This window comes from Vreelandella halophila, from assembly GCF_019903425.1.
GTDB classification, from domain to species: domain Bacteria; phylum Pseudomonadota; class Gammaproteobacteria; order Pseudomonadales; family Oleiphilaceae; genus Halospina; species Halospina halophila.
In genome coordinates this window covers 351,321-370,208 of record NZ_JACHUZ010000011.1, presented here as the reverse complement: position 1 = coordinate 370,208, position 18,888 = coordinate 351,321, and the positions used below count along the sequence as shown (strand labels likewise).

General features: G+C 59.8%; 17 protein-coding genes and 1 tRNA gene. 3 read left to right on the top strand and 15 right to left on the bottom strand.

All coding sequences use genetic code 11. The annotated features are described in order from the left end of the window. Window positions 1-67 precede the first annotated feature (67 nt). Entirely contained in the window at window positions 68-991 is a 924-nt protein-coding gene (locus tag H4I92_RS02000; RefSeq protein ID WP_077528970.1) for a LysR family transcriptional regulator, read from the top strand. Between the two features lie 9 nt (window positions 992-1,000). Here the strand turns inward: H4I92_RS02000 and H4I92_RS01995 are convergent, their stop codons facing one another. Further along, a complete protein-coding gene (locus tag H4I92_RS01995; RefSeq protein WP_077528969.1) occupies window positions 1,001-1,381 on the bottom strand; it encodes a winged helix-turn-helix transcriptional regulator in 381 nt (126 codons plus the stop codon). A 313-nt stretch (window positions 1,382-1,694) separates the two neighbouring features. On the opposite strand from H4I92_RS01995, the gene H4I92_RS01990 reads away from it, so the two are divergent. Then, window positions 1,695-2,162 (top strand): nuclear transport factor 2 family protein, encoded by a 468-nt coding sequence (locus H4I92_RS01990; RefSeq protein WP_077528968.1) that lies wholly within the window; start codon window positions 1,695-1,697, stop codon window positions 2,160-2,162. Window positions 2,163-2,202: 40 nt separating this feature from the next. Next, the gene (locus H4I92_RS01985; protein WP_218668108.1) at window positions 2,203-2,928 is read left to right on the top strand and encodes an SDR family NAD(P)-dependent oxidoreductase; all 726 of its coding nucleotides are present in this window, start codon (window positions 2,203-2,205) and stop codon (window positions 2,926-2,928) included. 251 nt (window positions 2,929-3,179) lie between these two features. Here the strand turns inward: H4I92_RS01985 and H4I92_RS01980 are convergent. The 14 genes from H4I92_RS01980 to pepN all read right to left on the bottom strand — a co-directional run bounded on the left by H4I92_RS01980 (window position 3,180) and on the right by pepN (window position 18,864). Further along, window positions 3,180-3,256, bottom strand: a tRNA-Pro gene (locus tag H4I92_RS01980). 64 nt (window positions 3,257-3,320) lie between these two features. After that, window positions 3,321-3,536, bottom strand: a complete 216-nt coding sequence (locus H4I92_RS01975; protein WP_077528967.1) for a hypothetical protein — start codon at window positions 3,534-3,536, stop codon at window positions 3,321-3,323. A gap of 78 nt (window positions 3,537-3,614) precedes the next feature. Beyond that, the gene (locus H4I92_RS01970; RefSeq protein WP_077528966.1) at window positions 3,615-3,971 is read right to left on the bottom strand and encodes a MerR family transcriptional regulator; all 357 of its coding nucleotides are present in this window, start codon (window positions 3,969-3,971) and stop codon (window positions 3,615-3,617) included. Next, entirely contained in the window at window positions 3,949-4,254 is a 306-nt protein-coding gene (gene ihfA / locus H4I92_RS01965; RefSeq protein ID WP_077528965.1) for an integration host factor subunit alpha, read from the bottom strand. The genes H4I92_RS01970 and ihfA overlap by 23 nt, the downstream gene beginning before the upstream one ends. 3 nt (window positions 4,255-4,257) lie before the next feature. Next, window positions 4,258-6,630 (bottom strand): phenylalanine--tRNA ligase subunit beta, encoded by a 2,373-nt coding sequence (pheT, locus tag H4I92_RS01960; RefSeq protein WP_077528964.1) that lies wholly within the window; start codon window positions 6,628-6,630, stop codon window positions 4,258-4,260. A 31-nt stretch (window positions 6,631-6,661) separates the two neighbouring features. Then, window positions 6,662-7,660: a phenylalanine--tRNA ligase subunit alpha gene (gene pheS, locus H4I92_RS01955; protein ID WP_077528963.1), complete on the bottom strand. Its 999-nt coding sequence runs from the start codon at window positions 7,658-7,660 to the stop codon at window positions 6,662-6,664. A 96-nt stretch (window positions 7,661-7,756) separates the two neighbouring features. Then, the gene (rplT, locus tag H4I92_RS01950; RefSeq protein ID WP_077528962.1) at window positions 7,757-8,116 is read right to left on the bottom strand and encodes a 50S ribosomal protein L20; all 360 of its coding nucleotides are present in this window, start codon (window positions 8,114-8,116) and stop codon (window positions 7,757-7,759) included. A 34-nt stretch (window positions 8,117-8,150) separates the two neighbouring features. Further along, a complete protein-coding gene (gene rpmI / locus H4I92_RS01945; RefSeq protein WP_077528961.1) occupies window positions 8,151-8,342 on the bottom strand; it encodes a 50S ribosomal protein L35 in 192 nt (63 codons plus the stop codon). A gap of 58 nt (window positions 8,343-8,400) precedes the next feature. Then, the gene (gene infC / locus H4I92_RS01940) at window positions 8,401-8,943 is read right to left on the bottom strand and encodes a translation initiation factor IF-3 (RefSeq protein WP_077528960.1); all 543 of its coding nucleotides are present in this window, start codon (window positions 8,941-8,943) and stop codon (window positions 8,401-8,403) included. Window positions 8,944-8,945: 2 nt separating this feature from the next. Continuing rightward, window positions 8,946-10,877 (bottom strand): threonine--tRNA ligase, encoded by a 1,932-nt coding sequence (gene thrS / locus H4I92_RS01935; protein ID WP_077528959.1) that lies wholly within the window; start codon window positions 10,875-10,877, stop codon window positions 8,946-8,948. Window positions 10,878-11,023: 146 nt separating this feature from the next. Beyond that, complete coding sequence (locus H4I92_RS01930; RefSeq protein WP_077528958.1) at window positions 11,024-13,408, bottom strand: efflux RND transporter permease subunit; 2,385 nt, start codon at window positions 13,406-13,408, stop codon at window positions 11,024-11,026. A 39-nt stretch (window positions 13,409-13,447) separates the two neighbouring features. Continuing rightward, entirely contained in the window at window positions 13,448-14,548 is a 1,101-nt protein-coding gene (locus H4I92_RS01925) for a WD40/YVTN/BNR-like repeat-containing protein (RefSeq protein WP_179105592.1), read from the bottom strand. A gap of 168 nt (window positions 14,549-14,716) precedes the next feature. Next, window positions 14,717-16,123: a DUF1329 domain-containing protein gene (locus tag H4I92_RS01920; protein WP_218668107.1), complete on the bottom strand. Its 1,407-nt coding sequence runs from the start codon at window positions 16,121-16,123 to the stop codon at window positions 14,717-14,719. Window positions 16,124-16,239: 116 nt separating this feature from the next. Then, window positions 16,240-18,864, bottom strand: a complete 2,625-nt coding sequence (gene pepN, locus H4I92_RS01915; protein WP_077528955.1) for an aminopeptidase N — start codon at window positions 18,862-18,864, stop codon at window positions 16,240-16,242. Window positions 18,865-18,888: the final 24 nt, after the last annotated feature.

Here is an 18,888-nt window from a genome sequence, read left to right as displayed (position 1 = left end):
TTGACTAGATGATGCGAATAGTGTGAATTAGTTGCTATATATGCGTAAGACAGCAGGAATGAAACCCATGGTTGACGGAATAGAAACTATCGGCGGGGCACTGGAAGACATTCGCGCGTTTTGCGCGGTTGCCGAGTTCGGAACGGTCTCGGCCGCAGCAAGACAACTGGGCGAGACCAAGGGAGGTATCAGTCGTCGGCTGTCACGGCTGGAACATCGGCTTGGCGTGACCTTGTTGGCACGAGCCCCGCGGGCAGTCTCGCCAACCGAAGAAGGTACAGCCTTTTATAGTAAGGCGAGAGAAGCACTGGCGTGGCTGGACGATGCCGCAGAAGGTGCACAGGAATCTCAAGATGTGCCACGGGGCCATTTGCATGTAACCGCCCCGGTGGACATCGGAATGGAGTTGATGCCATCGATCGTCGCGAAATTCCGGACACTTTATCCACAGATTACCGTTGAACTTCTGATAACGGACAACCCGCTCGATCTCGCAGCCAATCGTATCGACCTAGCCTTAAGAGCCCAAGACGGTAACCTGCCGGACATGGTCTATCGCGCTTCATCGGTGGCCCAGCTTCGTGTGGGGCTTTACGCCTCCCCGCTCTACCTTGAGGCGAACGGACTGTCACCGGAAACCCCTGCTGCGCTTGCCGATCATCATCTTGTCATCTCGCATGAATTCACGGGAGCCGCGCAGCTGTTACTGACTGATCGCAGAGGTCGCACACAGGAAGTGGTGATCCGGCCAAGCATTCGTACCAGTGACTACGCCAGTGTATTGCGCTTGGCAATGGCAGGTGCTGGGATTGGCCCTATTCCCGACTTGGTGGCCGACACACACATTACCTCCGGAGCTCTGGTACCGGTACTGGCGGATTGGAGACTATCGGAAGGAAAACTCTATGCAATCAGCCTGAGTGGCCAGAATGCACCGGCACGCGTGCGTGTCTTTCGAGAGTTCATCCGTAAAGAGCTCAATGCAGTGTAGAAGGACACTTCAGGTTTGCTCCTGTATCGCCTGATACCGAGCGCGAGCAGCCACAATCATGTGGTGATGGGTGTCCGCCCAGGCCACGAGCTGTTGCATCGGTTCAAGAAAGGAGCGCCCCAATGGGGTTAAGGCGTATTCCACCCGTGGAGGGACCTCTGGATAGAGCGTACGGGTTATGAATCCATCCTGCTCCAGCTGCTTGAGCGTGCGGGAAAGCATTTGCTTCGAGATATCGCCAATCTCACGCATCAGAGCATTAAAGCGCTGGGGACCAGGTTCCAGCGCCTCGAGAATCAGCAGACTCCACTGGTCACCAATCCGGTCGAGTACGTCGCGAATCGGGCAAGGCTGTTCGAACATCTCTTCGTCACCAGGGAATGTTGTCATTGTTTCTCCAGGAATGAATGGACACGCATGGTCACATTGTTGTGACCCGGTAAGGTAAAGGTGACTTCTTGTGCCGTCACGGCATCTCCTTTAAGTTTACCTGAAGGTCTGCATATTAGACCAAGTACCAAAACTGAACTTATAGGAGTGTCTGATGGCAAATGTTGCGCTGATCGGGGCGTCGGGTGATGCAGACTCCCGTATCTCTTTTGAAGACTACGCCACGCACTGGTAGATGAGTTGAAAAATTCCACTCATGTACGTCAGCGCTTCACGGTTGACTACTGATTAATCTCACGAAAGGAAAAAGTTCATGTCGATCGCTAAAACCCTTGCTGTTGTGTCTACTGCCCTGATGCTTACCGTACCCACCTTATCCTTAGCGCAGCCGGAACGGGACGTTCAACAGGAAGAGGCCAATCGCACGCTGGTGGTGAATTTCTACAACCAGTTTTTCAACGAACACGAGACCGAGCAGAGCTCAAGCGTGCTGGCGCAGGACTACATTCAGCACAACCCGGAAGTGCCTGATGGCAAGGCGCCCTTTGTGGATTACTTCGCGGGCTACTTTCAGAAAAACCCGGACTACCAGAGCGAGATCGTGCGCAGCGCTGCAGATGGTGACCTGGTCTGGCTTCACGTCCACTCGACCAATGGTGAGGAGGACCGCGGCGAGGCCGTGGTGGATATCTTCCGCGTCGAAGACGGCATGATCGTCGAGCACTGGGACGTGATACAGCCAGTGCCGGAAGACGCCGCCAACGATAACACCATGTTTTAGAACAGACAGCCGTTACACCAGATAGTATAAGGAAGATGACATGACCGGTAGTGCATCCGTGGAACACGCCATGCCCCAGGCCTTGGTGGTCGGCGCCTCCCGCGGAATAGGCTTGGGCCTTGTGCGCGTGCTGCTCACGCATGGTTGGCAGGTGACCGCCACGGTGCGCGACACAGCCCGCACGCCGCAGGCGCTTTCAGAACTGCAGAAGAAACATGACGCGGCGCTTAAGATCGTCGATCTCGATCTCAGTCAGTCGTCCCGACCTGGTGAACTCGCCGGATCGCTCAGCTCAAGGGCGCTGAATCTTCTGGTGATCTCGGCCGGCATCATGGGGCCCGATCATCAGCGCGCCGAACAGGCCAACCGGGAAGAGACCGGTGAGCTGTTTGACCTCAATGCCATGGCACCGCTACGGCTGGCCCGCGCCCTACTGCCGGCCATGGCACCCAATGGGGTGATCAGCTTTGTGAGTTCAAGGATGGGCAGCGTTTCACTCAACAATCTGGGGGATCGTGAGCTCTATCGGGCCAGTAAGGCGGCGCTCAACAGCCTCTCACGCGGCTTTGCCATCAATGAGGCAATCCCTGCCGGCGTCGGTGTGCTCAATTTACATCCGGGTTGGGTACAAACCGACATGGGTGGGGGCGAGGCGCCGATTACGATCGAGCAGAGTGCGACTGGGATGGTGAACGTAATGGAAGACGCATTGGGACAGGTTGAGCAGCGTTTCCTGGATTTTGAGGGCCAGACGCTGACCTGGTAAGGCCGCTGAGTCAGTGCTGATGAACCATTGGTCTCATGGCAATGAACTCCCTTCGGGCCGAAGGCACCACTGCACCTACCATTCCTCGGGATTCCATTCCTACATAAAGTCGATGAACGCGCGCGTACGCCGGAACAAGGGGCCCTGGAGATCAGCGCGAGATTACCAAGGCCGTAGGGCCTGAGTGTGCTGAAAATGTTCTGGAATCTACAGGAGGCAGCGTTAAAACACTGAAATAACTCGAAAGGAATTGGTCGGGGCGGCAGGATTTGAACCTGCGGCCTCTGCTCCCCCAGAGCAGCGCGCTACCAAGCTGCGCCACGCCCCGACCGAAGGGTGCTGCTTGAACAGCGGCGCAAATAATAACGGATGGCGCAGTTAAATGAAAGGGGTCAGTTCAGGGCTCTGCCCAATTCCTTCAGTGCCACAAGCCGCGCGATATAGGAGACCTTCACACCCAGCGCGAAGATGAGCATGGATACGTGGGCGGCGATCTGGCCCACCATGCTGACGTGGTCAGCGAAAGGATAGGCAACGAGAACACAGACACCAATGGCTAAAAGAAAGAATGCCAGAGCGCTGTTGGCGATGAGAAGAAGACGTTCCATGGATAAGCCACTATAAGATTCATTTATTATGAATCATAATAGAGGCAACGGAGGGCTGATTCAAGTCAGAAAAGTGGTTCAGGTATTGAGAACGTTCAGTACGTCTTCCAGCTCGGTGATCATCTGGCGGATCAGTTGCTTGTACTGGGTATCCTCTTCCTTGGTATCTTCACTGCTCAGTTTCTGCTTGGCACCGCCAATGGTGAAGCCCTGGTCGTACAGCAGACTTCGGATCTGGCGAATGAGAAGGACGTCCGCACGCTGGTAGTAGCGCCGGTTGCCCCGCCGCTTGACCGGATTGAGCTGCGGAAACTCCTGCTCCCAGTACCGCAGCACATGCGGTTTCACGTAGCACAGATCCGCCACCTCACCGATGGTGAAGTAGCGCTTGCCCGGAATGGCCGGCAGTTCGTTATTGTGGCTGGGTTCCAGCATACGCTTCTACTTTCTGCTTGAGCTTCTGTCCGGGCCGGAAGGTCACGACGCGCCGCGCGCTGATCGGGATCTCTTCTCCTGTCTTGGGGTTACGCCCCGGGCGCTGGCGCTTGTCCCTGAGATCAAAGTTGCCGAAGCCGCTGAGCTTGACCTGCTCATTGTGGCCCAGCGCCTCGCTGATCTCACCGAAGAACGCCTCCACCATCTCCTTGGCTTCACGCTTGTTCAGACCCAGCTCCTCATAGAGCCGTTCCGCCATGTCCGCCTTGGTCAGTGCTGCCATTCGCTAACTCCTCAACTGCGCTCCCAGCCTTGTGCTCAGTGCGTTGGTCACGCCATCCAGCAGTTCCTGGACTTCCGCGTCACCCAGGGTGCGCTCCGGGTGCTGCCAGAACAGGCTCAACGCCAGGCTTCTGAAGCCCTCCTTCACGTGTTCGCCCTGATAAACGTCGAACACCCTGAGCCCGGTCAGAAGCTCACCGGCTGCTTCCCGGGCCACATTCTCAACGGCCGCCCATTCCGTTTCCTCATCCACAAGCATAGCCAAATCACGGCGAACTTCAGGGAATTTTGAAAAAGCTTTGAAATGAGGGACATGCCCGTTGAGAACTGCTTCCAAGCTTAGTTCATAAAGACAGACGTTGCCATTCAGATCCAGTGATTTCTGGATTCCGGGGTGCAGGGTGCCAATCCAGCCCACCGGCTGACCGCCGCTGTAGACCCGCGCCGACTGGCCCGGATGCAGCGCCGGATGGCGTTCCCGGGCAAAACTGAAGCTCTGCCCCAGCATTGCCCCCAGGGATTCCAGGTCACCCTTGGCATCATAGAAGTCCACTTCCCGGTTGCCGTTGACCCAGTTCTCACTGGCCACCGGCCCACTGAGCAATGCGCTCAGCATGCCCTCCTGTTCAATGGACTGATCCTTGCGCTCGAACCGCAGCCCGGTCTCAAACAGCCGTACCCGGTGCTGCTGGCGTTTCTGGTTGTACGCCAGCGTCTCCAGGAGCCCGGGCCAGAGGCTGGAACGCATGACCGCCATGTCCGCGGATATGGGGTTGGCCAGCTCAATGCCTTCCGCCTCCGGGGTCACCTGTTTCTGCTGCTCCGGCGAGATGAAGCTGTAGGTGATGGCCTCCTGGTACCCCAGGGCGACCAGATGATCCCGCACCCGGTCCATTGGGCGGCGGGATTCCGGCTCAGCGCTCAGACGCAAACGCCCCTCGGGCTCGGTGACTGGCATGCGGTTATAGCCGTAGATGCGCCCGATTTCCTCGATCAGATCCACTTCCAGGGCAATATCGAAACGGAAGCTGGGGACTTCCACCTCCCAGCCATCGCGGTAAAGGTGCACCACCCGCAGCCCCAGCCGGGCCAGGATTTCCTCGGTTGTGGTGCGGTCGATGGTCATGCCGAGCACCGTATTGACCCGTTCTTCCCGCAGGTGGACCGTCTGCTGGGCAGGCAGGTGCTGCTCGCTCACCACCTCAATGACTTCACCCGGCTCACCACCAACAATGGAAAGCAGCAGCGCTGTGGCCCTTTCGGTGGCGGCCCGCTGCAGGCGCCAGTCCACGCCGCGCTCAAAGCGGTGCGAGGAATCCGTGTGCAGCCCATGGGCGCGCGCCTTACCCGCCAGCCTGACCGGATCGAAGAAGGCGCTTTCGAGAACGATATCCCGGGTGTGTTCCGAGACACCGGACCCTTCACCGCCCATGATTCCGGCCAGCGCCACGGGTTTGCTGTGATCCGCGATGACCAGGTTGTCCGTGCCCAGGGTGAGTTCCTGACCATCCAGAAGGGTCAGCTTCTCCCCTTCCGAGGCCATGCGCACGACGATGCCACCCTGTACATGAGCGCGGTCGAAAGCGTGCATGGGCTGGCCCAGCTCAAGCATCACATAATTAGTAACGTCCACCACCGGGTCGATGCTGCGGATCCCCGAACGCCGCAGGCGTTCCTGCATCCAGACCGGCGTTTCCACGGCAACATTCACGTTACGGATGATGCGCCCGACATAACGCGGGCAGGCTGCGGCGGCGTCCACCCGGATGGAGGGGATCTCGGAATGCACTGCGGGAACCGGGTCCAGTACCAGATCCTCGAAGGGCTCTTCGGTCAGTGCCCCGAGATCCCGTGCCACGCCGCGAATCGAGAGGCAGTCACTGCGGTTCGGCGTAAGATCCACATCGAGACTCTGATCATCCAACTGCAGCCATTGCCGCAGATCCGCACCGGCTTCCGCTTCAGAGGCCAGCTCCATCAGGCCCTCGCTGGCTTCGGACAGCTCCAGCTCCGATTCGGCGCAGAGCATGCCGTTGGACGTCTGACCCCGCACCTCGGTGCGTCGGATTTCCATACCTCCGGGCAGGCTGGCACCGGGCCGTGCCAGCGGTGCCCTGAGGCCAACCCGGACGTTGGGCGCCCCGCAGACCACATCCAGGGTTTCCCGGCCATCCCAGACCCGGCAGAGGCTCAGCTTGTCCGCCTCCGGATGGGGCTCAACCGCCGTCACTTCCCCGACAACGACACCCTCAAAGGCACCGGAAACCGGCTCAACCTCGTCCACTTCAAGGCCGGCCATGGTGATGGCCTCAACCAGTTCGTTGCTGCTCATGCGGGGATTGACCCATTCCCGCAACCACTGTTCGCTGAACTTCATCGGTCTGAATCCTGTTTATTCCAATCGGGCTTCAACGGAACTGGCGCAGGAAGCGCAGATCATTCTCAAAGAACTGGCGCAGATCGGTCACGCCATAGCGCAGCATGGCCAGGCGCTCCACGCCCAGGCCAAAGGCAAAGCCGGACCACTGTTCCGGGTCCACGCCACAGTTCTCGAACACCCTGGGATGGACCACACCGCAGCCCATGACCTCCAGCCACTTGGTGCTGCCGTCGGATTCCCGGCCCCATTCGATATCCACCTCGGCGGAGGGTTCCGTGAAGGGGAAATAGGAGGGCCGGAAGCGCACCGCCAGGTCCTCTTCAAAGAATGCTCGCAGGAAGGCCTCAATGGTGCTCTTGAGATCCGCGAAACTTGCGTAGCGGTCCACCAGAAGCCCTTCCACCTGATGGAACATGGGCGTATGGGTGAGATCCGAGTCGCAGCGATAGACACGCCCCGGGCAGATCATTCGGAACGGCGGCTCGCCGTTTTCCATGGTGCGGATCTGTACCGGCGAGGTATGGGTTCTCAGCACGGTGCCCGGATTGAAGTAGAAGGTGTCGTGCATGGCCCTGGCCGGGTGGTGCTCCGGAATGTTGAGGGCCTCGAAGTTGTGGTGGTCGTCCTCGATCTCGGGCCCTTCCGCCACCTCATAGCCGGCACCACCAAAAATCGCCTCGATACGGCGCAGCGTGCGTGTCACCGGGTGCAATCCACCCGCATCACGCCCGCGCCCCGGCAGGGTCACGTCGATGGATTCGGAGGCAAGCCGGGCCTCCATGGCCTCCGCTTCGAGCCACTCTTTCTTCCCAGCGATCGCGTTCTGGACCTGCTCCTTGGCATCGTTGATGCGCTGGCCCGCCACCGGGCGTTCCTCGGCACTGAGCTGCCCAAGCGTCTTGAGCAGGGCCGTGAGATGGCCTTTCTTGCCCAGGTAGTCAACGCGGACCTGTTCAAGCTGCTTCAGATCCGTACTCGCCTCAACCGCGTTCAGCCCCTGCTCGAGCAGGGATTCCAGGTTCTCCATGGAACGGACTCCAAAAAAATAGGGGAAGAGCGTGCTCTTCCCCTACTGATCCAGGTTGGGCCCAGACGGGCCGGTTTTCAGCGGACGATGAAGAGCTCAGGCCGCGAGAGCGGTCTTTGCCTTTTCCACCACTGCCGAAAACGCCTGCTTCTCATTCATCGCCAGATCTGCCAGGACCTTGCGATCAATCTCGACGTTGGCCTTCTTGAGGCCCGCGATCAGGCGGCTGTAGGACAGCCCGTTGGCGCGCGCGCCGGCATTGATACGAGCGATCCACAGCGCACGGAACTGACGCTTGCGCTGCTTGCGGTCGCGATAGGCATACTGCTTCGCCTTGATGACCGCCTGTTTCGCAACACGATACACACGGCTCCGGGCACCGTAGTAGCCCTTCGCCTGCTTCATGACCTTCTTGTGACGACGACGCGCCACCACACCACGTTTAACGCGAGGCATAATCCAATCCTTCTATCTACTGACCTTGAACGGTTTACTTACGGAGCATGCGACGGATATGAACCTCGTCGCTCTTGTGCACCTGAGTCGTGCCACGAAGCTGACGCTTCCGCTTGGGACTCTTCTTGGTCAGGATATGACTGGTATGCGACTGCTTGCGCTTGAAGCCGTTGGCCGTCTTCTTGAAGCGCTTGGCCGCCCCGCTGTTGGTTTTCATCTTGGGCATTTCAACTACTCCGCATTCGGTATCAGATAATGATGGATGACGGCTCGCAGAGAGGCCGTCATTTCTTCTTCCGGGGGGCAACCACCATGGTCATCTGACGACCTTCCATCTTGGGCCGCTGCTCAACCTGAGCCAGCTCCTCGATGTCGGATTCAACACGCTGCATCAGCTGCATGCCGATTTCCTGGTGCGCCATCTCACGTCCGCGGAAGCGGATGGTGACCTTGCCTTTATCCCCTTGCTCAAGGAAACGTATCAGGTTGCGCAGTTTGACCTGATAATCCCCTTCTTCAGTTCCAGGCCGGAATTTGACTTCCTTGATCTGGATCTGTTTCTGCTTCTTCTTGGCCGCTGCCCGGGCTTTCTTCTCCTCGAACAGCTTCTTGCCATAATCCATGATCCTGCAGACCACGGGGTCCGCGTCGGAAGCCATCTGGACCAGATCCAGCTCTACCTCCGCAGCTTTTTCGAGCGCCTCTTCAAGAGGCACGATACCCACTTGATTGCCTTCTGAATCGATCAGGCGAACTTCGGATGCATCGATGTTCTCGTTGATCGGTGGACGCTGGTTGCGGCCACCACGCGGGTTCGACTTTTTGATAGTTAGGTCTCCGTTTCGACTCTGCCCTTGCGTTTGGATTCCGTCTCCAGACGGCCCTGGAGCTCCTCCAGAGTCATGGTACCCAGATCCTCGCCAGTGCGGGTCCGGACAGCCACCTCGCCTTTCTCGACTTCCTGATCGCCAACCACGACCAGGTAGGGTACCTTGTCAATCGTGTGCTCGCGAATTTTAAAGCCGATCTTCTCGTTTCTCAAGTCAGCATGGGCACGAAAGCCCGACTCCTCAAGTGTTTGTGCCACATTCCGGGCATAATCGGCCTGATTGTCCGTGATATTGAGCACCGCCACCTGCAGCGGGGCCAGCCAGAGTGGGAAGGCCCCCTCGTATTCCTCGATCAGGATCCCGATGAAGCGCTCGAACGAGCCCAGGATGGCCCGATGCAGCATCACCGGCGTCTGGCGCCCCTGCTCCTGGTCCCTGGGCACGTACTCAGCGCCCAAGCGACCCGGCATCGCGAAGTCCACCTGGATGGTGCCGCATTGCCAGACCCGCTCCAGGCAGTCCTTCAGTGAGAACTCGATCTTGGGCCCGTAGAAGGCGCCCTCGCCGGGGAGCAGCTCCCACTCCACGCCCTCGTTGTTGAGCGCTTCCTCCAGCGCCTTCTCGGACTTGTCCCAGATTTCGTCCGAGCCGACCCGCTTTTCCGGGCGTGTGGAGAGCTTGTATTGGATCTCCTGAAAACCGAAGTCCTTATAGACCTCGTGCAGCAGGTCCATGAACGCCGCCACCTCACTCTGGATCTGGGATTCTTCGCAGAAGATGTGGGCGTCATCCTGGGTGAAACCACGCACCCGCATCAGGCCATGGAGCGCGCCGGATGCCTCATTGCGGTGACAGGACCCGAACTCGGACAGCCGCAGCGGCAGGTCCTTGTAGCTCTTCAGGCCCTGATTGAACACCTGCACATGGCAGGGGCAGTTCATGGGCTTGATCGCGTAGTCGTACTTCTCGGACTCAGTAGTGAACATGTCATCCTGGAATTTCTCCCAGTGACCGGACCGTTCCCAGAGCGTCCGCGAGACCACCTGCGGTGTGCGGATCTCATCGTAACCGTGCTTGCGCAGCTTGACACGCAGGTACTGCTCAATCTGCTGGTAGACCGTCCACCCCTTGGGGTGCCAGAAGACCATGCCGGGCGCCTCTTCCTGCATGTGAAAGAGTGACAGCTTCTTGCCGACCTTCCGGTGGTCACGCTTCTCGGCTTCCTCCACCCGTTTCAGGTAGGCCTTGAGCTGCTTCTTATCCGGCCAAGCGGTGCCGTAGATCCGCTGCAGCTGTTCGTTGTCGGTATCACCCCGCCAGTAGGCGCCTGCAACCCGGGTCAGCTTGAACGCTCCGAGACGGCCCGTGCTGGGCACGTGTGGGCCGCGGCAGAGGTCGATGAATTCGCCCTGCTTGTAGAAGGAGAGCTGCTCCTCGCCCGGAATATCGTCGATGATCCGGACCTTGTACTCCTCACCCATACGGTCAAAGAGCTGCTTCGCGCTTTCCCGGTCCATGACCGAGCGCTCAATGGGATAGTTCTCCTTCGCCAGCTCTTCCATGCGCTTTTCGATCTGCTCGAGATCGTCCGGCGTGAAGGGGCGGTCGTACTTGAAGTCGTAGTAGAAGCCGTTTTCCACCACGGGGCCGATGGTTACCTGGGCGTCCGGGAAGAGTTCCTTGACCGCCTGCGCCATCAGGTGAGCCGTGGAGTGGCGGATCACCTCAATGCCCTCTTGGTCCCGGTCGGTCACAATCGCCACTTCCGCGTCATCCTCGATGGTATAGCCGGTATCCACCAGTCGACCGTCAACCTTGCCGACTACGGCGGCCTTGGCCAGGCCGGTGCCGATGCTGCGGGCTACTTCCTCTACGGTGACGGGATGCTCGAAAGTGCGCTGACTGCCATCGGGCAGGGTAATCACGGGCATAAACAGGCTCCTGTCAGTGGTGATCCCCACGAAAGATCACGTGAATGTCGGGGAAGACGGGATTCTAACAACGGAAAAGCCGCACGACCATCCGGATTCACCACGAATCCGGCGGCACGTGCGGCTGTTCCCTGCGCAGAGCCGTTCTATTGCGGGCGATTGCCGGCCTTGGCAGCAATCTTTTCAGGCTTGAGCAGGAACCGCGCCAGCGCCGGCATCAGCCAGATGGCACCGACCATGTTCCACAGGAACATGAAGGTCAGCAGCAGGCCCATGTCCGCCTGAAACTTGATCGGCGACAGCATCCAGGTGAACACGCCCAGCGCCAGTGTGATGCCAGTGAATGCCACGGCCTTGCCGGTGCTGCGCAGCGTCTCGAAGTAGGCCTCCTGCAGCGGATAGCCTTCCTTAAGGAAGCGCTCCAGTTTGCTGAACATGTAGATGCCATAGTCCACGCCAATGCCCACGCCCAGCGCGATCACCGGCAGCGTGGCGACCTTGATGCCGATGCCGGCCTGGGCCATGAGCGCCTCGGCGATGATCGAGGTCAGGCCCAGCGGAAGGATGACACAGAGTACCGCCCGCACAGAGCGGAAGCTGATCAGACATAGCAGCGAGACCACGCCATAGACGGCCAGCAGCATCTTGTTCTTGGCACTGGCGATCACCTCGTTGGTGGCGGCCTCAACACCGGCGTTGCCCGCCCCCAGGAGAAAGCGATGATTTTCGTTATTGTATTCATCCGCGAAGTCTTCCACCTCGTTGGTCACGCGGCGCAGGGTCTCCGCCTTGTGATCGTCGAGATAGGCCACCAGAGGCGTCAGGCTGCAGTCGGTGTTGATCATGCCACTCGGGGCCTGCCGGATGGAGGCGTTGATGATGGTCTGGTTCCGGGAGATCTCGTACCAGTTCCAGTTGCCCTCGTTGAGCGCCCGGGTGACGATCTTGGAAACATCCGCCAGCGAGCCGGTCGAGTCGACCCCCTCGGTGTTCGCCAGCCGCCACTGGAGCCGGTCCAGGGAACGCAGCACCGGATACTGGGTACAGGTCTCGGGTGGGGTCTCGACCATGACAACCAGTACGTCCGCGGATTGACTGTAATTGTCCACGATGAAGCGGTTGTCCTGATTGTACTGGCTGTCAGGCCGCAGCTCGGGTGCCCCCTGATCCAGGTCACCGACCTTGAGATCCTGCTTGTAGTACATGGCAACGCCGAAGCCGACCACCGCGATCAGCAGTGAAATAGGCGCCACGCCCGGATGGGCGAAATAGGACATGACGCGCCACTTGCGGTCCGCCCCACCCTCGTGGTTCTGAACATGCTTGACGCCCCCTTTGGTGATCCCGATGTAGGACATGATCACCGGATGCAGGACCAGGTTGGTGATGATGATCACCGCCACCCCGATGCCGGCTGCCACGGCCAGATCCCGGATTACGTCGATCTCGATGAACAGCAGCGTCAGGAAGCCGAAGGCGTCACTCACCAGAGCCACAATACCGGGAATGTAGAGGGACCGGAACGCCAGGCGGGCGCTGGTCAGCGGGTCAAAGCCCTTGGCCGCCTCCAGCGCCATGGCATTGACCACCTGCACCCCGTGACTGATCCCGATCGCAAACACCAGGAATGGCACCAGAACCGAGTAGGGATCCAGGCCATAGCCGAGCAGGCGCAGGATGCCCATCTGCCAGAAAACCGCAACGATCGAGACGAGCACCGGCACTGCCGTCCCGGCGATGCAGCGCGAATACCAGAACAGGAACACCGTGGTCAACACAATGGTGATCAGCGCGAACAGGGCAACGGACTCGATGCCCTCGATCAGGTCGCCGACCAGTTTGGCAAAGCCGACAATGTGGATATCCACACTGGGATTCTCTTCCTCGAACTGCTGGCGGATCTTTTCCTCCAGCTGACGGGAGAATGCCCGGTAATCAATGGCTTCACCGGTTTCCGGATTCTGCTCAAGCAGCGGGGCATAGATGATCGAGGATTCAAAATCGTCCGCTACCAGCGACCCGATGGCACTGGAGCGCAACACATTGTCGCGCAGCTGGTTCAGCGACTCCTGGGAGCCGTCGTAATCGTCGGGGATTACGGTCCCGCCCTGGAACCCCTCCTCTGTCACCTCCTGCCACCGGACATTCGGCGTCCAGAGTGATTTGAGGCCGGAACGATTGACGCCATTGAGATAGAAGACCTCGTCCGTGATCTTCTCCAGCGTCTCCATGTACTCCTTCTCAAAGATGGTGCCGTCTTCATTCTCAACGGCGATCCGCACGAAGTTGCCGAGATTCGACAGATCCTCGCGGTGTTCCATCATATTGACGATGTAAGGGTGTTCCAGCGGAATGAGCCGCTCGAAGCTGGCATCGGGCTGAATCTTCACCGCGTTGTAGCCAAGGAACAGCGTCAGCGCGAGAAAGACAATCAGGATGATCGGCCTGTTATTGAAGATCAGCCGCTCGATCATGGGCTCCGCGCCCGCGGAGGGAGCGCGGCGCTCGCCTTCGGAATTCCAGTTAGACATTCAGTAAATCCTCAAAACCGTTTGCTGGGGGACTGCGGTTCAGTTGGGTTCAGGCGCCGTCAGCGGGTCCTCTTCCTGACCCTTGCCACGGCGGTCCGTAAGGACCGCTCCCTTTTCACCCACCAGCACCAGGCCATTATCCGGAACCAGGGTTACGCCCACGTAGGAATGGCGGGCGGGGCGAACATGCTCTGAAAAGCTCTGGCCGCCATCGCTGCTGTAGATCACGGCTCCATCATTGGCGACGATGACCACCTCGCCATCAGCATTCACATCACCCGCATTGAGGGTACGGTCCGTGGCCGAGTCCACGGAGTTCCACTCGTCCCCGTTCTCTGAGCGATAGACATTGCCTCTCAGGCCATAGGCGAGCACACCACCGTCACCAGTGCCGACCACTCCGAAAAAGGACCCGGGATAGCCAGGCTCAATGGTCTCCCAGTTCCGCCCGTCATCGGTCGAGCGATACACAAAGCCCGACTCGCCGGCAATGTAGAGATCGCCTCCATCAACCTGTGTGATCTCGTTGAGATGGAAACGGTTCGGGTTATCAATACGGTCCGAGACGGCCTGCCAGGTCTCACCGCCATCCTCCGTGCGGTAGATGAGGTTGTAGGCTCCGACGGCAATCCCGTAATCAGCATCCCGGAACCAGACGTCGAGCATCGGCTGCCAGGGCCCGAAACGCTCCAGATCCTCCTGGAGAATATCCCGGGTGTAGACCAGATCATCGAGCTCCCACTCCAGATCCGATATCCGATCCTCGTCCTCAGCTTCTTCGATCTCCGCTTCCTTGGCTTCGATCCGCTTCTCATACAGGCTCACCAGCTTCGGGATGCCCTCGCGGCCGTCGAGCTGGTGCTCCCAGGTCTCGCCACCATCACTGGAATGCAGGATTACGCCACTGTGGCCAACGGCCCAGCCCTCATCGGCGTTGCCTTCCGGAAAATCAACGCCCGTCAGCGTCGTGGAGACAGGCACCTCGGCCTGGGTCCAGCTGTCGCCGCCATCATCGGAGTAGACGATATGGCCACGTTCACCCACAGCCACCAGCCGCCCCTCAAGGTGCTCCACATCCAGAAGCAGGGATTCGGCCGCGAGGTCGGTATCCAGAGCGGGTACCTCAAGGACGTCGCGCACGGCGTGCGCTGATCCCGCACCGGCCACGGCAAAGGCGACTGTTACACCTATGCCGACAATATGTTTCCTGGTTCGAGAGAACATTCAGACTGCCTTTCTGATTGAACTGATTTAACAGGAGCCCTGACACCAACAGACCCGGACTGTGCCGGGTCTGTAAATGCCGGGTCAGCGACGTCCCCTGCGCCGCAGCGCCTGGGGTGAGAAATAGCGCGTGTTCGGGACGCGATCCGTGAACACCAGGGTCTCCCCCTCTTCGGTATCAAGTCCCTGCACGTGGTATCGCTTAGACTGGAGATCATGGAACACATCCAGAGCCGTCCAAACCGTCGGTACCTCATAATAGCTCTTTTCCATGGCCTGGCTTACACGCCAGAGCTCGCCCCGATCGTCATATTGGTCGACACTCACCACTTTCCAGCTGTCCGCATCGATGTAGAAGACCCGGCGCGAGAAGATGTGTCGCTCATGCTCCTTGAGGTTGGCCTCAACCACATGAACCCGGTGGCGCTCCCAGCGCTGCAGGTCCGGATTCAGGTGCTTGGTATCAAGGATCCTATCGTACTCAAGTCCACGCTGCGCGATGTCATAATTGTTATACGGAATGTAAAACTGTTGGACACCCCGGTATTCCCAGTTGTACTTGTTAAGCGCCCCATTGAACAGATCGGTTTCGTCCGCGGTGCGGAGGTTGTCCGCCGCCGCGATGGGCGAGTCATAGGCCAGGTTCGGGGCCCGGCGAACCCGCCGCTGCCCTGCATTGTAGCCCCATGCCCGGCGCGGTTCCTTGACCTGGTTCAGGGTCTCATGGATAAGAACAGCCCCTCCGGCCAGGCGGGCGGGGGATGTGGTCCGCGACAGATAGTAGAACAGCGTATTGTCCAGTGTGCTCTCATCGCCTTCCGGGTTGTAGAAGTTGTAGAACAGCTCCTGCTCGGACATGGTCATGCTGTAATCGCCATCGGTCTCAACCGCCACTTCACCGGAACGGCGCTCGACCATGATGCCACGCCAGCTGGTGAGGTGGTTCCACATGGCCTGCTGGGCCTGCTCCTCATTGCTGCCGTGGAGAATCGGGAACGGAATACCACCGTAGGCGCCATCAATGCCGTTGCCGTCCCCCACAAGCTCAGCGTCTGTCGCGTTGTCCTCGATGTTGTCCAGAATCCACTCCGGCCAGGCCATGGTCCGGCGTGAGGGGTAGACATTGATCTCGTAGGTGTCGGGGTAGGTTTCGAGCAGGGCCTTGGTACCCTTGGTCAGGTACTCCTCGTACTGCTCCATGTTCTCTGCCGTGACGGTGTGACGGATCTGGTCACCAGGGAACGGATTCGGGTGGAAGTCACCGGATTCACCGTAGTCAACGTTGTCGGGAGGTCCGTCCAGTCCGCCGTCATAGGCGGGGATCACACCATCATCGCTACCGGCGCGCAGTGCACCGAAACGGGTAATCTCCTCACCGCCCAGCCGCTGCGCCTCGGCCTGGGACACTTCCGCGGCCAGGCTGCCAGAGCCCAGCACCAGCCCACCGGTAACAGCGGCAATCAGGATAACGTTAAGGCGTGGTGCTTTCATTCGCATCATTGGGGTCCTGTTGTTGTTGTACTCCCGGCCGCAGCAGCGGCACAGGATGCAGACACGACTCTTCGAAAGCGTAGACGATGGCACCGTTTTGTCCATTCAGAAGCGCCTCAGCCCGCATCCCCCAGGCTCTTGGCAACCACCTCATAGAGATCCCGCGATAGATCCGGCAGATCCCGCAGCTCCCGCAGAACACCCGCCATGGAATCACGCAGGTGCGGTGCGTATTGGCGCCACCGCGTCAGCGGCTGAGCCAGCTGTGCCGAGATCTGTGGGTTGAAGGCGTCCAGCCTGCGGATCTGCTCACCCAGGAAGCGGTGCCCACTGCCATCCGGGCTGTGGAAATGCGTCAGATTGCGGCCCGCGAAAACGCCGATAACCATACGAACCTTGTTGGGGTTTTTCCAATCGAAGGCGGGATGCTCCAGCAGTTCTGTGACGCGGTTCACACTTCCAATCCAGGGGCTTCCTGACTGGGCCGCAAACCACTGCTCCACCACCTGGGGATCGTGCTGCCAGTCCGCGTGGAAGCGTGCAAGAACGTCCTCACGCTCCCGGCTGAAGGGCGAGTCAACCAGAGCCTTGAGAGCCGCCAGGCGGTCCGTCATATTGGCGGCCTGCTCAAACTGGGCAACCGCCTGCTCCCGGCCCTGTTCCTCACCGATGCTGGTAAGCAGCGCCAGCGCGCTGTTGCTCACGGACCGGGCAGCCACCTGCCCGGGTTCAAATGCGTAGGTTTCTCCCGGATGATGGTCAGCCCGCACCTGCAGGAGTTCGTCCCGCAATGCCCTGGCAACGGTCTGCTCCACCTGATGGCGGGCGCCATCAATCGCAGCCACATCCGCCTCATGGCTCAGCTCAATCAGCCAGGCCGTTGAGGGAAGCGCCAGCATCCGGGCCACCATGGCGCGATCCAGCCCCGGCGTTGTCAGCAGTGTCCGGTACGCCTCGATCAGCCGCGGGTCCACTTCCGTGTCGCGCCCCTGCTGGATCGACAGGATCACATCCACCGCCAGCTTTTGCCCGGCATCCCAGCGGTTGAATCCGTCCGGATCCCGGCTCATCAGGAACATGAGCTGATCCCGGGTCCAGGGGTAGTCGAGCTTCACCGGTGCCGAGAACCCCCGCAACAGTGAGGGCACGGGGCGCTCGCTCAGCCCGCTGAACTGGAAGCTGTGCTCATTCCCGGTCAGCTCGAGCACGGTTTCCGTATTTGCCTCAGCATCCAGCGACAGGGCCTCGCCGTTACTGCCGATCAGCCCCATGCGCACCGGGATATGGAACGGCTCCTTCCGGCTCTGCCCGGGTGTTTCAGGACATGACTGACGGATTGTCAGTGTATAGGTTCCGGATTCAGCATCGAACGTATCCGTAACGCGCAGCTCCGGCGTCCCCGCCTGCTCATACCAGCGCCGGAACTGGGTCAGGTCACGGCTGCTGGCGTCCTCCATGGCTCTCACGAAATCATCCGTGGTCACTGCCTGGCCGTCATGGCGAGCAAAGTAGAGGTCACTGCCCTCGCGGAACATGTCCGGCCCCAGCAGGGTGTGGATCATCCGCACCACTTCCGCGCCTTTCTCGTAGACTGTCAGGGTGTAGAAGTTGGCGATCTCGATGTAGGAGTCCGGCCGCACCGGATGGGCCATGGGGCCGGCGTCCTCGGCGAACTGGGCGGTGCGCAGCATGTTCACGTGATCGATGCGCTGCACCGTGGGTGAGCCCATGTCCGCGGAGAACTGGTTGTCCCGGAAGACGGTGAAGCCCTCCTTGAGACTGAGCTGGAACCAGTCCCGGCACGTTACCCGGTTGCCCGACCAGTTGTGGAAGTACTCATGGGCAACAATGCTCTCGATGCGGTCATAGGCGGCATCGGTGGCGGTTTCCGGGCTGGCGAGCACGCAGGAGGAATTGAAGATGTTGAGGCCCTTGTTCTCCATGGCCCCCATGTTGAAATCGTCCACCGCCACGACCATGAAGATGTCCAGGTCGTACTCGCGGCCATAGATCGCCTCGTCCCAGGCCATGGCCTTTTTCAGCGACGCCAGGGCATGCTCGCACTTGGCCTCGTTGCGAGCCTCCACGTACATGCGAAGATCAATGGTGCGCCCGGACCCGGTCACGAACTCGTCGCGCTTTTCCACCAGATCCCCGGCCACCATGGCGAACAGGTAGCTGGGCTTGGGATACGGGTCCTCCCAGGTGACCTGGTGCCTGCCGTCTTCCAGCTCCCCCCAGTCAACCGGATTGCCGTTGGCGAGCAGCACCGGATACGCCTTCTGGTCCGCCTCGATGCGGGTGCGGTAGCAGGCCATCACGTCCGGCCGGTCCAGGAACCAAGTGATGCGGCGGAAGCCTTCCGCCTCACACTGGGTACAGAACATCCCGGAGGACTGATAGAGGCCTTCCAGCCGCGTATTGTCCCGGGGATGGATGCGCGTGGTCACATCCAGATGGAAATGGTCCGGCACACTGGGCACGGTCAGGGAGCCCTCATCAACGCGATGGTTCTCGACCGGACGGCCGTCGAGCATCAGCGATTCCAGCCCAAGCTCTTCGCCGTGCAGGACCAGATCCCGCGCTTCCGACTCACCCTCCGGGTTGCGGCGGACGGTCAGGCGCGAATGAACCAGGGCACACTCCTCGAACAGTTCGATACGCAGATCGACGTGATCAATGAGAAAGGCGGGCACCTGGTAATCCGCCAGGTGAACGGCCTGGGGTTGCTCTGCTCTCATGACGGACACTCTTGTTGTAGGTGG